10 protein-coding genes are annotated in these 14,404 nt (G+C 64.5%); 4 read left to right on the top strand and 6 right to left on the bottom strand.

Annotated features, from left to right (window positions below; all coding sequences use genetic code 11):
* Positions 1 to 29: 29 nt before the first annotated feature.
* The 3 genes from PRN20_RS10300 to PRN20_RS10290 all read right to left on the bottom strand — a co-directional run bounded on the left by PRN20_RS10300 (position 30) and on the right by PRN20_RS10290 (position 7,003).
* Entirely contained in the window at positions 30 to 3,320 is a 3,291-nt protein-coding gene (locus PRN20_RS10300) for an OmpA family protein (RefSeq protein WP_273957254.1), read from the bottom strand.
* Between the two features lie 224 nt (positions 3,321 to 3,544).
* Entirely contained in the window at positions 3,545 to 4,951 is a 1,407-nt protein-coding gene (locus PRN20_RS10295; RefSeq protein WP_273957253.1) for a hypothetical protein, read from the bottom strand.
* Between the two features lie 267 nt (positions 4,952 to 5,218).
* On the bottom strand, positions 5,219 to 7,003 hold the full coding sequence (locus tag PRN20_RS10290; RefSeq protein WP_273957251.1) for a tetratricopeptide repeat-containing sulfotransferase family protein: 1,785 nt from the start codon (positions 7,001 to 7,003) through the stop codon (positions 5,219 to 5,221).
* 104 nt (positions 7,004 to 7,107) lie between these two features.
* Between PRN20_RS10290 and PRN20_RS10285 the strand changes: the two genes are divergently transcribed.
* Entirely contained in the window at positions 7,108 to 7,851 is a 744-nt protein-coding gene (locus PRN20_RS10285) for an SDR family oxidoreductase (protein WP_273957250.1), read from the top strand.
* Positions 7,852 to 7,994: 143 nt separating this feature from the next.
* Positions 7,995 to 8,651: an outer membrane protein gene (locus PRN20_RS10280; RefSeq protein ID WP_273957249.1), complete on the top strand. Its 657-nt coding sequence runs from the start codon at positions 7,995 to 7,997 to the stop codon at positions 8,649 to 8,651.
* A 60-nt stretch (positions 8,652 to 8,711) separates the two neighbouring features.
* Here PRN20_RS10280 and nagA read toward each other — a convergent pair whose 3' ends face one another.
* The 3 genes from nagA to PRN20_RS10265 are packed head-to-tail and all read right to left on the bottom strand — an operon-like array spanning position 8,712 to position 11,700.
* The gene (gene nagA, locus PRN20_RS10275) at positions 8,712 to 9,863 is read right to left on the bottom strand and encodes an N-acetylglucosamine-6-phosphate deacetylase (RefSeq protein WP_273957248.1); all 1,152 of its coding nucleotides are present in this window, start codon (positions 9,861 to 9,863) and stop codon (positions 8,712 to 8,714) included.
* 37 nt (positions 9,864 to 9,900) lie between these two features.
* Positions 9,901 to 10,911: an SIS domain-containing protein gene (locus PRN20_RS10270; protein ID WP_273958056.1), complete on the bottom strand. Its 1,011-nt coding sequence runs from the start codon at positions 10,909 to 10,911 to the stop codon at positions 9,901 to 9,903.
* Between the two features lie 27 nt (positions 10,912 to 10,938).
* A complete protein-coding gene (locus PRN20_RS10265; RefSeq protein ID WP_273957247.1) occupies positions 10,939 to 11,700 on the bottom strand; it encodes a GntR family transcriptional regulator in 762 nt (253 codons plus the stop codon).
* A gap of 582 nt (positions 11,701 to 12,282) precedes the next feature.
* Here PRN20_RS10265 and PRN20_RS10260 point away from each other — a divergent pair.
* Complete coding sequence (locus PRN20_RS10260) at positions 12,283 to 13,332, top strand: Gfo/Idh/MocA family protein (protein WP_273957245.1); 1,050 nt, start codon at positions 12,283 to 12,285, stop codon at positions 13,330 to 13,332.
* Positions 13,333 to 13,409: 77 nt separating this feature from the next.
* Complete coding sequence (locus PRN20_RS10255; protein WP_273957243.1) at positions 13,410 to 14,231, top strand: amidohydrolase family protein; 822 nt, start codon at positions 13,410 to 13,412, stop codon at positions 14,229 to 14,231.
* Positions 14,232 to 14,404: the final 173 nt, after the last annotated feature.

Raw genomic sequence — 14,404 nt, 5'->3', positions numbered from 1 at the left:
TCAGAGAGTCGAGCGTCATGTTGAGGCGGTCACTCTTCGGAAAGCGTGAAGGCGATGCGCCGGTTGGCTTGCTTGCCGGCGCGCGTTTCGTTGCTGGCGATCGGCAGGCTCTCGCCATAGCCGATGGCATAAAGCCGCTCCGGACCGATGCCGCGCAGAATCAGCGCATCAACAACGGCTTCGGCGCGCGACACGGAGAGCGCGAGGTTCGCATCCTCTTCGCCGTCCGCATCCGTGTGCCCTTCGATATTCACCATCGCGCCCGGGCAATCGTTGAGATAGCCGGCGAGCTCGTCGATGGCGGGAAGCGAGCCCTCAGCGATGACGGCACTGCCCGACTGGAAGAGGATGGCATTGCGGGCAGCGAACGTATCGATCTCGTCGCGGCAGACCAGCAGTGGCGGCAGAAGAGTGACGTCCGTCTTCCACTTGGCTGCGGCCGGAGCGGCGGCGAGCTCCGCCAATGCAGCCTCACGAACCGCTTCAGTATCAGCGCGGCCGGTGAAGACCCAGGCGTCTCCAGCCAGTCCGAACTGACCATCGGCCAGGAGCGCGAGGGCCCGACTGCCGGCATCGGCATTGGCGATGAAGTCGCCGGGAAGACCGGCATCGATCGCAAGGCTCTCGGCCGGTTCGCCACCCGTGATCACCGCCAGGTGGCGGCGCATCGGCTCGGCTGGAACGGCGCCAGCGAAAGCGACGGGGCCGCCCAATGCCTTTGTCGCCTCGAACACGTACTCAGGGGCGACGGAGGCCTGTTCAACCACCGGCACGGCCGGATCGACGGCAGCGACCTGCGTCTCCGCTTCAGTGGCTGGAGTGTCGGCGGTTGCCGGCGCGGCCGGGGTAGCCGCCTCGGTTGGTGCAGGATCGTGGGCCGGTGCTGCCTCAGGCTCAGCCGCTGCAGTCTCGGTTGCCTCAAGCTGCGTCGGCTCGGCAAACGAGGTTGTCCACTTGGCGTCCGCAGCGGCTGCAAGCGCCGTTTGGGCCGCTTCGACGTCGGCTGCCGTGGTGGGCTGCCCGGTGATCGACCACTGCGATCCGTCGTAGCGAACTTCGCCGCTCTCGAGGGCGAGCAGCGCGGTAAGACCTTTGCGAGCGTTGTCGGCAAAGGCGGGTGGCTCGCCCGAGCCGACCAGTGTCTTGTCCGACGCGCCTGTGCCGGCGAGTTCGGCAAGCGCAGCGCGCGCCTCCTCGGTGGGGACGTAGCCGGAGAGTGTGACAGCGCCGTCGGCAATCTTGGTGGCCGACCAGACGAACGGGACGACGACCGGGGCCGCGTCGGCTGACTGGATGGCGACGTGCCAGGCCGACGTATCGGCAGCGGCAACGAGCGCGGCCTCCACCGCATGGCGGGAATCGGTGGTCGCGACCTCGCCAATGAGCGACCAGTTGCCGGCCGAGAAGCTCAGGGTCCCCTCATCCATAGCGAGCAGGGCATCAAGACCACCGATGGCTGCGGGAATAAAGCCGTCGGGGGCGCCGGCGCCGAGGCTGGTGCCATCGACCACGCCCGCACCAGCGTGGCCTGCGAGGTAACGCTTGAGCTGCCCGGTGGGGACAAAACCCGAGAAGGTCACGGGGCCGCCGGGGGACTTCCGCGCCCGCCATGTATAGGGATCGATGACGGGCAGGACCTCGGCGGCAGTCGCCGCGGGGAGATCGACCTTGTAGGTCCAGCCGGCGGCTCTCAGACCGGTGGCCGCGAAGGCCGACTCGGCGGCGAAGGCCTGCTGCGCCGTGCCTACGGCGCCAGTCAGGCTCCAGTTGGCGCCGTCGTAGCTGAGCCGACCGCTGTCCATCAGAGCCAGCACATCGAGTGCCTTGACGGAGCTGGCCTGGAAGTCGACTGGATTGCCATCGGCGATGACAGAGCTGTCGCTGGGCGCGCCAGGTACGGCGGCCACGATAGCCTTGCGCGCGGCTTCGCTGGGGACGTGGCCCGTGACGGCATACTTGCCGTCCGCGGACTTCTCGACGGCGAAGGTGAAGGGCGTTGCAAGCGGCGGCTTGATTGAGCTCGACGCCAGGATCAGGCCCTGCGGCGCACCGAGATCGAGCGTCGTCTCGAGCGCGGCGAAATCGGCGGTGGTAGCGGCACGGCCCTCTATGGTGATGCTGGTGCCGGAGACGGATCCGCGGCCTTCGCTCATCCGGCCGAGCGCCGTCATGACGAAATCGACGCCGGACTCGAAGCGCTCGGGAGCGCCGCGACCGAGTTCCAGCCCTGACGCGTCGACGCTGTCCGCAGCTTCGAGGCGGTCGCGCATGGCTTGGTCGGGCACGAAGCCGTCCACGATAGTGGCGCCGTTCTTGCGCTCGGCGCTGAACCAGTAGTCACCGACTAGCGGGGCACCGAGCGAGACGCTGGTTCCGCCCGGGGTCATGGCAACGCGGATGGCCTGGGCGGTCACGGCATCAGCGGGGACGCCCGACAGCGTTGATGTGCCATCGGAGATATCGGCACTACCGTGCTCAAGCCTCAACAGATTTTCGACGAGTGACTTGGCCGTCAAGTCGAAGGATTCGGGTGCGCCGGATGCCAGAACGAGGCTGGTGGAGACGGAGACATCAGCGGGGGCAAGAGCCTCCAACTCGGCGATCAAAGCATCGGACGGAGCCGAACCGGAGAAGTTCAGACGGGAGCCATCGAACTCGGCGCGCCACTCGAAGGGTGACAGCAGCGGGGGAGCGAATTCGTGATAGGCGAGCTCAACGCCTTCCGGCGACGGCGCCGCGGCCAGGCGAACCAGTGCGTCGTAGTCTTCGGCGGATCTGGCACGGCCAGAAACCGTGAGGGTCAGATCCGCGAGGGCGACCTCGCCCTCGTCGAGACGTTTCGCAAACGCTATGGCGTGATTGGTTGCAGCGGCCCAAAGCGTGCGGTCCGGTGCGCCGGACATGGGGCGAAGCGTATCGGCGGTGCCCTGCCCGGCTTCGGCGATCAGTCGTGTGCGAGTTGCTTCGTCGGGAACGCCCCCACCCAAGGTGAGAACGCCTGCCTGTACACTGGCGACGAAGGGGAACGGACTCACATGCTCGGCCAAGACCACATCGGTGGCAACCGAGCGGACGCCATGGACTGCAGCAACCCGGGCGACGACATCGTCGACCATCTGTTGCGTGGTGGCGGTGCCGGTTACGGTGGCATCGCGCATGTCGAAAGCGACCTGGGCCCAGGCGTTTTCCGAGGTTGTGACGATGTTGGTCCGCGCTGCAAGATCGGCCGGGATGCCGGTTCCGCTGGTGGCGATGGCGGCGGCTGTGCCACCGACAACGGTGACGAACGCCGGAATGCCCCACCGCAGAAAAATGCTCATCCTATCCCCAGAACCCGAAGCTGCACCGTCGACCTGCAATAGCCTCAATCCTTGAATCGGAAAAGTGCGCCACCTCTTTGTCCGACGTGGATTTTCCGAGCGCCGGGATCACAGCTACGTGCGTCCAGATGAACGGCACCTGACTGGCCGCTGAACGCGCGATCCCGCCAAAAAGAAAGGCCCGGCAAATGCCGGGCCTTCCATATCCGATTGGGCCGTAAGGCTTACTCGAAGGTCTTCTTGAACTCGGTCTCGAGCTTGTAGCCCACGTCGCCGGACTCGATGCCCGAAGAGACGGTGCCCTTGATCGACGAGGTGAAGCCGCTGTTCGCGCCCGGAGCCCAAGCGAGCTTGCCCGAACCGTAGAACACGTCTTCCGGCTCAACTTCGTCGTTCAGGTAGCCGATTTCGCCGGTGACGGTGATCGACTCGGTGACAGCAGCCGAAACCGAGGCCGCGACCTGGTAGGCGTTGTTGTCGATGCCCGGGTGCCAGATGTTCTGCTGGTACCAACGGCCACCGAGGTTCAGGATCACGCCGTCAGCAATAGCTGCACTGATGGACGCGCCTGCACCGTAGTCGGTGTCATCACTGGGGAACGGGGGAACGGTATCGCCGTAGCCGTTAACAGCTTCGACCGAGCCTGCGATCGTGAAGATATCGAAGGTTGCCGAAGCCGAAGCCAGGACGTTCCAGTAATCATAGTCGTTGCCGACACCGAAGACGTCGTCGGCGTGACCATAGGCACCAGCGAGAACAACCTTGAAGTTGTCGAACGTGCCGGTGAAGCCGGCATGGACGCCCCAAGCATCGATTTCGCCGTCAAGCACGCCAGCGGCAGCGGCGGTGATGTGAGCCGAGATGCCTTCACCCGAATAGGAGATCACGCCAACAGCGGTACCCGCCAGGTCAGAACCAAGGGTGTTCGCGCCGTTCAGGTCTTCAAGACCGGCGCCGATCGAGAAACCGTTACCAAGGTCAGACACGACCTGAATGACGTGACCACCGTCATCGAGACCATCATCGTCACCCGTGCCGTCGAACGGCCCCCAGCTCACGCCAACGTCAACCTTCTCGGAGTTGAAGAGACCGAGCCAGTTCAGCGGCTCGTCGTCGCCCTTCTTCATGATCGAGCCCTTCTTGCCCGCCATGATGACAGTCGAGTCGCCGATCGAGACATAAGCTTCGTCGAGGATCACACCCGAGGTGTCGGAACCACCGCCCTGGATGGCGATGTCGGCCGACGCTGCAGTGCGATCAACTTCCTTGAGCTTCAGGACGGCCTTGGCCGGACCGAAATCGGAATTGGCCGTAGCGACGACCTTGACCCAAGCGTCGAAGCGCGATTCCCAGTCATTCTCGCCGTCGCCGCCGATCACGTCATAGACGCCGGCACCGGTATCGACAGTGAAAAAGTCGCCGTCGAGATCGACATAGTCGCCCCAAGTGAACTTGTACTTCACTTCACCGGTGATCTGCAGGCAGTTCGTATCCGACGAGATCGTCAGACCCGACAGGCCGAGATCGTCGCAGATGTCCATGGACGTGAGGACGCCCAGGTCAGCCGCAAAAGCGCCGGTCGAGAGACCCGCCGCCGCCACAGAACCCAGAAGAAGGCTCCTGATTTTCATTATTGACCTCCAAAGTCAGTCATTCGTTTTTGCCAGTTACCCGGCGGCTTGTCGAAACGCGACCACACCTTGCTGTGTGTGTTGCCGTCGCGTTTGCGACCGACAAACGATCCCATGCATGGATTCGCATTAGCCAATCTACCGATGAGTTCTGCCCACGCAATCGCAGAATGGCCGAAATGGGGCGACGGCAGGGTGGTTGCGGACGGGCTGTTGCAGATTCAGCACAGAAAGCGAAACCACCTGTTAACGCCTGTGAAGCCGCCCTTAAGCGTCAGTGCGCACGGCGGTGTTTACCGGCGCCCACAGCTCCGGATGGAGCTTCTTCCACAGATCGAGGTGCTCGGCGGTATTCGCTTGCTGCTCCTCGGGGGACCATTCGGCGAGCTGCGGTTCTGATGCGACTGGCTCCGCACAGCCCGCGTGCCACGTCAGGCCGCAGTGATCGAGCAATGCACGTGTCGAGCTTTCCGGGGAACGAAGGAAGGCACCGACTTCGAACGCGAGCGCACCGTCTGGATATCGGCCGACCCAGGTTGCGCGACGGGCCTCGTGGGCCGCCGCGTATCGCAGCAGATCGTTCAGATCGTTGGAGTAGTCGTGGCCACCACTGGTGAAGTGCTTCTCGAATATGGCGACGCAGAGTTCGGGAAGCGAGCGGCTGCACCAGACGATACGAGCGTCCGGCAAGGCGAGTCGAATGAGGCTGACCGAGCGGAAGTTGGCAGGCAGGGTGTCCACAACGACCTCAGACCCTGGCAACAGGGCCTGCACGGCCACCCGGTAGTCCGAGCCAACGGCGGCCACTCGCGCCGGGTCGATCGTTGCAGGAGACTCGTTGCCGACTTCCAGGTGCAGCTTCCTGGCCAGTCGCATCATGATCGGAAGCTCGCCGGCGGCCGTAACACGGGGGTGCCGAGCGAGAACCTTTTCGGCGGTAGTCTTGCCGGAACGTGGAAGGCCCACGACGAAAATGTGACGAGTTTCAGAGGAGGCCTCCGGCACCTGCCCCCGCTCAAGGTCGTCGAACCAGCGCGCCTCGTCATCAAGTTGCAGCAACGCCTCCTCGATGGAGAACGGGCTATGCTGGCGGTTGATGCGGTTGGCCAGCTTGAAGGTATCGATGGACTCTTCGTGCCTTCCTGAATCACGAAGGGCCTTGCCCAGGCCAAAGCCGGCGAAGGTTCGCTGTTCGACTGGGGCGCGGACGTTGCGGAGGAGACCTTCCATCGCCACCAAGTCGGCCGGCTCGTGCCGGCGCGTTATGTAGGCTAGATGTAGCCGCGCCTCACCGAGGCCCGGGTCACGATCGATGGACTGGCGTAACGACTGCTCCGCCTCCGACAGCCGACCGAGCTCTTGCAAGCTGCGACCGCGACGCATGAGCAGGAGCGCGCTGTTGGGAACAAGTGCGAGGACCTGCTCCGCCACCCGAAGCCCTTCTTCCGCAGCGCCGTGACGATCCAGGGACAATGACAGCGAGTTTGCTGCGCCGACATGTGTCGGGCGCAACTCCAGCGCGCGACGAAAGGACATCTGGCTCTCCAGGGGAAAGCCGCCGTCGGAAAGGGCATTGCCGAGGTTGAAGTGGAAGCCGGGTTCGTTGGGCTTGATGCGCAGTGCGGCTCTGTGCGCTACGGCAGCGTCGTCGTACCTGCGAACGGCCCGGAGCGCGATACCGAGATTCGCGTGGGCTTCGGCCATGTCGGGCTTTAGCGCCAGGGCCCTATACAAGACGTCGATCGCCTCGGTGGGGCGACCGGCGTTGTTCAAGGCCACACCGAGATTGCTGAGGTACTGTGGATCGCGCGGCTTTTGGCGGACAGACCGCGATATGAAGTCTACCGCTTCTGCGGCCCTGCCTTGCTTGAGGCGGATTACGCCTAGCAAGTGGTTGGCACCTGGCTGGTTCGGGTCCCTCGCGAGAACCTGGGCATAGAGGGCCTCAGCGGCGGTATCCCGCCCGGCCTGCTGGTGCGCTAGGCCGTTGGCGAGAAGCTCTGCAATCTCGGCTCCTGCCGATCGCTTCGTCGGTGAGGCGGGTTTTCTCATGCAAGCCCATACGACTAACGGTGCATCGGCAGGTGCCGCTGCCTTGTCTATGCCGCAAGTAGCCTTGCATATGAGGCGAAGACAAGGGCGGGGAAAACACGAAAATGACAGACGGCAAGGTGGCGGTGGTAACCGGCGCGACCTCGGGGATCGGCCGCGCGACTGCGATCGGACTTGGAAGGTCGGGGTATCGCGTGGCAATTCTGGGGCGGCGTGAGGCGGAGCTCACAGAAACCGCGCAACTCAGCGGGGCAGCCTATAGCGGCACGTGCGACGTGACAGATGCGGGGGCGGTGCACCGGTATTTCACCGATCTCAGGGCCAAACTGGGCCGGGTGGACGTGGTGTTCAACAATGCCGGCCGCTTCGCCCCGCAGGCGAGCTTCGGGGACACCGATATCGCGACCTGGCAGAACATGGTCGACGTGAATCTCAACGGGGCCTTCTACGTGGCCCGCGAGGCGTTCCGCGCGATGCGCGACCAGAGCCCGCAGGGCGGCAGAATCATCAACAACGGCTCGATCTCGGCCTATGTCCCCCGCCCCGGCGCGGCGGCCTATACGGCGACCAAGCACGCCATCACCGGGCTGACGAAGGCGATCTCACTCGATGGGCGGGCCTACAACATCGCCTGCGGGCAGATCGATATCGGCAACACGGCCACCGACATGACCGCCAAGATGACAACGGGGTCGCTGCAGGCCAATGGGACCATGGAACCCGAGCCGACCTTCGACGTACGGCACGTGGTCGACGCGATCCTCTACATGGCGGGGCTGCCACTCGAGGCGAACGTCCAATTCATGACTGTTATGGCCACCACCATGCCCTATATCGGGCGCGGATAGTAGATTAGTTCGCGACGTTACTTAATTGCACTCCGGTGTCGCTGCCGCAACATTGGCGATAATCTGTCAGTTGCGCGGCGACACGGGTTGCACTGCCCCGGGAAGATGAGGCTTAAGGGCCTCACCTTACTCCAGGGGGATTCATGAAACTCTATACTTCGATGCTGGCCGGTGCCTCCGTGCTGGCTCTTGCTGGCGCCGCGACCGCTGCTGACCTCATCATTGCCGAAGACCCGGTGGTCGCCGTTGCGGCCAATGACTGGTCCGGCATCTACATCGGTGTGCACGGCGGCTTTGGCGCCGGCGTCATCACGCTCGAGTCCGATGTGATCGATCCGAGCGACCTCGAGCAGGATGTCGACGGCTTCTTCGGCGGCGTCCAACTCGGCTACAACATCCAGACGGATACGCTGGTCTTCGGCATCCAGACCGACCTCAGCCTTTCGGGCATCCAGTACGAAGAGGATGGCGACGGCGAGAACGACACGATCGACTGGTTCGGCACGACGACCGCCCGGCTGGGCGTGGCTCTCGATGGCGTGCTGCCCTACGTCAAGGCTGGCATCGCCTATGGCGGCGGCACCGGGCATGCGATGGATGAGGAAGACACCCAGACGGCCTTTGGCTGGACGGCGGGCGTTGGCGTCGAAGTCGCGCTGGCCGACAACATCAGCGCCTTCGCCGAATACAACTACATCGACCTGGGCCAGGTGACCTACGAGTTCTCCCTGCCGGTGGGTGATGTCGGCGCGGACGCCGACCTCCACACGATCAAGGCCGGCCTGAACTTCTCGTTCTGACAGTTCTTCCGATTACGACTCGACCGGCCGTCCCGTGGGGCGGCCGGTCTGTTTCTGGGGTCAGCCGAAGCGCTTTTCGCCGCCGATCCAGGTGGAACGGACCGCGAGGTCGTCCGCAAGGATGGCGAAGTCGGCGCGGGCGCCGCGCTGCAGGTGGCCGTAGGTTGCCTCGATGCGCAGGGCCTGGGCCGGGTAGAGGCTGGCCATGCGGAGGACTTCGTCCAGCGACAGGCCGACGGTGCCATGCATGTAGCGGATCGCATCGACCATGGTGAGGTCGGCGCCGGCCAAAGTGCCGTCGGCGAGGCGCAGGGCACCATCCTTGCGATAGGCCATCTGTCCGGTGAGCTCGAACTCGGTCCAGTCCGTACCCGTGATCGACATGGCGTCGGTGACGAGGAAAATGCGGCCGGGTCCGCGCTTGGCGCGTAGTGCGATACCGATCGAGGCCGGATGCACGTGGATGCCGTCGGCGATGAGGCCCGCGCTCAACGATGGCAGATCGAGTGCGGCGCCGACGACGCCGGGCTCGCGATTGCCGATCTGGCTCTGAGCGTTGAACAGGTGCGTGACCATGGTGGCGCCCGCCTCGGCTGCGGCCTTCACCTGCGCGTAGGTGCCGTCCGAATGGCCGATGCTGACCGTGACGCCGGCGGCGGCGAGGCGCGAAATCTGTTCCAGACCAACGGTTTCGGCGGCGACGGTGATCAAGAGATTCGGGAGCCGGCGGCGCGCCTCGACGATGCGCTGCAGATCCGATTCATCCATCGGCCGAATGAGTTTGGGGTCGTGCGCGCCCTTGCGCGAAACGGCGAGGTGCGGACCTTCGAGGTGAAGGCCGAGGAAGCCGGGAACGCCCTGCTCCACCGCCGCGATGCCAGCCGCGATCGTCGCCTCGTTCACCGGCACTGAGTCGGTGACGATGGTGGGCAGGCAGGCCGTGGTGCCGAACTGGGCAAAGGTCGTGCAGATGGTGCGGATGGCTTCGACGGTCGGCGTCTCGTTGAGAAGCGCGCCTCCGCCACCATTGATCTGCAGGTCGAGAAAGCCGGGCACGATCATGGCGCCGTCGGCGGGAACGCGGATGGCGTCCGTGGGGGAATCGGCGGCGATCAGGCCCTCGACCTTGCCGTCCTCGATCACCAGAGCCATGCGATCATGCCACTCGGCGCCATCGAAGATTCGGGCGCCGGTGATTGCTTGTCTGGTCATTTCCAGCCGCTCCTGTGAGAGATCGTAGCAGCCACCGTCATATCGTCTCGGTCACCTTCTTGAGGTGCGGAGGCCGATCGGGGTCAAAGCCGCGGCGCCGGCTCAGTGCCTCGACGAGGCCGTAGAAGCTGACGATCAGCGCCAGTGCATCGGTGATGGGGTGCCCCGACGCGGCGAAGGGGAGACGCTCACCGCTCTTGGCGTTCGCCGAGGTGATGAAGACGCGGGCGCCCTGCCCGGCGAGCCGCTCGGACACCTCGATGATGGAGTTCTCGGCAGCATCACGGGCGGCCAGCGCCAGCACCGGGAAGTGGTGCTCGACGATGCGGGCGGGACCGTGGATGACCTCGGCCGAGCTATAGGCCTCGGCGTGGATGCTGCAGGTTTCCTTGAACTTGAGGGCAGCCTCGCTGGCGATGGCGAGCGAGGGGCCGCGACCGAGGACGTAGAGCGACTGGTGATTGTCGAGCGCGCCCAGGAGCGGGCTCCAGTCGCAGTGGACCGCTTCCTCGAGGACCTGAGGCAGTGATTCCAGTGCGGCCAGCAGGGCCTTGTCTTCCAGCCAGTTTCCAACGATCCCGAGGCCGGCGACCACGGAGGCGACGAAGGTCTTGGTGGCTGCAACCGACTTCTCTTCGCCCGAGCGGAGGGCAATCGTCTGGTCGGCCGCTACGGCGAGCGGGGAATTGGGCGTGTTGGTCAGTGCGATGGTAAGCGCGCCGGAGCGGTGTGCGGCTTCGGTCATCGCGACGATGTCGGGGCTTTTACCCGACTGGCTGGTGGCGATGGCAGCCGTGCGGCCGAGCTTCAGTTCGCGCCCATAGATGGAGACGATGGAGGGGCCGACGGATGCGACGGGTACACCGGCGAGCAGCTCGATAGCGTACTTGAGGAAAGACGAGGCGTGGTCGGACGAGCCGCGGGCGATGGTGACGATGGCGGCCGGGTCACGCTCGCGCAGGGCGGCGCCGGCCCGTGCGAAGTCGGCCCTGCCCTCGCTCAGGAGGCGGGCGATGGCAGACGGGGTCTCCTCGACTTCGAGACGCATGAAGCTCTTGGTATGCGGATCAGTCACTTACTTTCCAACTCTCATTTCGGCGACGAAGTCATAGGTGTCGCCGCGGTAGACCGAACGGGTGAATTCTACAACCTTCCCCGACGGCAGATAGGCTATGCGCTCGACATGGAGCGCGGCGGCGCCGGCTGAGATCTCCAGCAGCCGAGCATCGTCCTCCCCGAGATTGGCGGCGCGGATACGCTGTATGGCGCGAACCGGGCGATTGCCGGTCTTCTCGAGGTGGGCGTAGAGCGAGGCGCCGACCGATGCCGGATCGGGCAGCGTCAGCGATGAAAGCGCTGCGCGTTCTATGGCGAGCGGCATATCACCGGAAAGGCGCAGGCGGGCGACGCGCGCCACCCCTTCGCCGGGCGAAAGGCCCAGAATCATCGTCTCCTCGGGTGAGGGAGCGTAGATGCCCCGATCGAGCCAGATCGAGCGGACGGCCATGCCGCGGCGGGCCATATCCTCGGTGAATGAGGTGAGCTGGCTCAGCGACTGTTCAACGCGGCTCTGGTGCGGGGCGACGAAGGTTCCCGAGCCATGGCGCTGCACCAGGATGCCGTCCCGGACCAGATGCTGGACGGCCTTGCGGACCGTTACGCGCGAAACATCGACCTTGGTGGCAAGGTCGCGTTCCGACGGCAGGGCATCGCCGGGCTGGATCACCCCGCGAGCGACGGCATTCTCGATCCAGCGCTTGAGCTGGAGGTAGAGCGGGCCGCCCTGGGGGAGGATGACGGCCTCGGAGCCGAAGAGTGTGCCTGGTGCATCAGCCATTGATAACCTGCGATGTGGTCATGCGGCGCCTGCGGATGAGATCAAACTGGTGGCGTGCGCAGCCCCTCCACTGACATAATACCAATAAAAGACCATTGACCAAGGGTAAAGTCCCCAACCGGCATCAAATCGCACAAATCCCAACGAATTGTCGGGGCTAGCAGACATGCTTCAGACCGGTGCTGACAATTTCGTCGCCGATATCTGGACAAGTGGTATTTTTTTGGCATTAGCTGCTATCGAGGGAAGCGCAATGACAGCCCATGGCTTACCCCCATCGACGACGGAATGCGAGCAGGACACAAGCCCCGCGGTTCGGCGTGGCGAGCCTGAGGGTCGCGATGAACTCAACATCTGTGTATCCGGCTATTCGAGCGGGGCGGTTTGGGCGCCACCTACAGGGAAAGCGCCCGTGTCCCTGTTCTCATACGCCGCCCGAGTAGCGCTCCGGCAGATCATCGGCAGTTCCAGACAGATCGGAACGGCTTCCCTTCGCCCTGGCGCTGGCGATCCTGCCGGTGCTCGTGCTCTATCTCTTCTTCGCGCGGCAATTGATCCGCCGCATATCTCGGGGGCTATGAAATGACCGTGCGTGTACTTGTAGCCGGGCTCGGCAATATGGGGCGGAGCCACGCGCTGGCCTATCACCGCCACCCCGGATTCGAGATCGTGGGGCTGGTCAACCGGAGCCAGCCGCGGCTGCATGAGGAACTCGCTGGTTACGCGATCCGGCCGGACTACGAAGGGGCGCTGCGCGAACTGAGGCCGGACCTCGTGTCCATCAACACCTATTCGGACAGCCACGCCGACTATGCCGTGATGGCGCTCGAACAGGGTGCGCACGTCTTCATCGAGAAGCCACTGGCGACCACAGTGGCCGACGCTGAGCGGGTGGTCGCTGCAGCCAAGGCCAACGGGCGGAAGCTCGTTGTCGGCTACATCCTGAGGCACCACCCGAGCTGGATACGGTTCATCGAGGAAGCACGGAAGCTCGGGGGGCCGTACGCTTTCCGGCTCAACCTCAACCAGCAATCGGACGGGGCTGCGTGGCAAACCCACAAGCGGCTGATGGAGACGACGTCGCCGATCGTCGACTGTGGCGTCCACTATGTCGACGTGATGTGCCAGATCACCGATGCCAGGCCCGTGGAAGTACGCGGCATGGGGGTGCGGCTGTCGGATGAGATCGCGCCGGACATGTACAATTACGGCGCGCTGCAGGTGTTGTTCGATGATGGCTCGCGCGGTTGGTACGAGTCGGCCTGGGGGCCGATGGTCTCGGATACGGCGTTCTTCATCAAGGACGTGATGACGCCGAAGGGCTCGGTGTCGATCGTGATGGAGCCGGGCGCGAAGTCGGCAGACCTCGACACGCATACGCGCACCGACCAGATCAAGGTGCACCGCGCGGAGGTGGGGCCGGACGGCATGTTCGCGCGGGCCGACGAGTACATCTCGATGGCCGGCGAGCCGGGACACGATGCGCTCTGCGCGCGCGAACAGGACTATGTGTACCGGACGATCACCGAGGATATCGACCTGACGCGGCACATGCAGGACGCGGTGCAGTCGCTGAGGATCTGTCTCGCCGCCGACGAAAGCGTGCGGACCGGCCAGGTGGTGCGGCTGTAACGGGACACAGGCCTCTCGCCGCCGACGTCACGAGTCGCTAACATGTCAGCCGATTTGCACCGCAACCGGCTGATTTCATGCGCATTCTCGATACGCACCTGCATCTGATCTATCCCGACAGGTTCTCCTATCCGTGGCTCGCCGGCGCACCGGCGATCAACAAGCCATGGCACGTGGAGAGCTACTGGGCTGAGGCGCTGCCGCTCGGCATCGAGTCGGCGCTGCACATGGAGGTGGACGTCACCGAGCCCGAGATCGAGGCGGAGAGCGAGTTCGTGCTCGGGCTCGACCGCGTGGTCGGGGCGATCGCCAGCGGGCGGCCGGAGCACTCGGGTTTCGAGGCGCACCTGGAGAAAATGAAGGCGCTGGGCAAGGTGAAGGGCATCCGGCGGTTGCTGCAGGGGCAGCCGGCGGAACTGAGCCAAACGGCGACGTTCATCGACAACATCCGGTTGCTGCCGCGTTACGGGATGACCTTCGACATCTGCGTGAAATCGCACGAACTGATGCTGGCGCCGCCGCTGATTGCGGCGTGCCCGCAGACGCAGTTCGTACTCGACCACTGCGGCAACCCCAAGATCGCCGACGGCGAGTGGGAGAACTGGACGACGCGCATGGAGCGCGTGGCTGAGCTGCCGAACGTGGTGTGCAAGGTGTCGGGCATCCTCGCCAATGTCGACGAGACATGGACGGTGGATACGATCCGGCCCTATGTCGAGTTCGTCATCGAAACGTTCGGCTGGGATCGCGTGGTGTGGGGCAGCGACCACCCCGTCGTCACGCTGTTCGCGAATCTGACCAAGTGGGTGAACGCCAGCCGCGAGATCGTCAGCGGGGCGAGCGAGGCGGAGCAGGAAGGGCTGTTCTGGCGGAATGCGGAGCGGGTGTACAGGGTGTGAGGGCTGGAGGCGCCCCGCAGGTTGCTCAACACACGGGGTGTCATCCCTGCGAAGGCAGGGATCCATGTCGCCGCTGGCGCCGGCTGAGGGATGGCCCCCTGTGACAGCCGGTGTCAGCCCAAGATTCTGAACTGCCTTAGCTTTCCGGACTTTCCGTCGTCGTTCGCCTCTTG

The sequence above is a fragment of the Devosia sp. ZB163 genome (assembly GCF_028613635.1).
Classification (GTDB): domain Bacteria; phylum Pseudomonadota; class Alphaproteobacteria; order Rhizobiales; family Devosiaceae; genus Devosia_A.
Note: the sequence above shows the minus strand (reverse complement) of the source record. Positions and strands in the feature narration are given on the sequence as shown.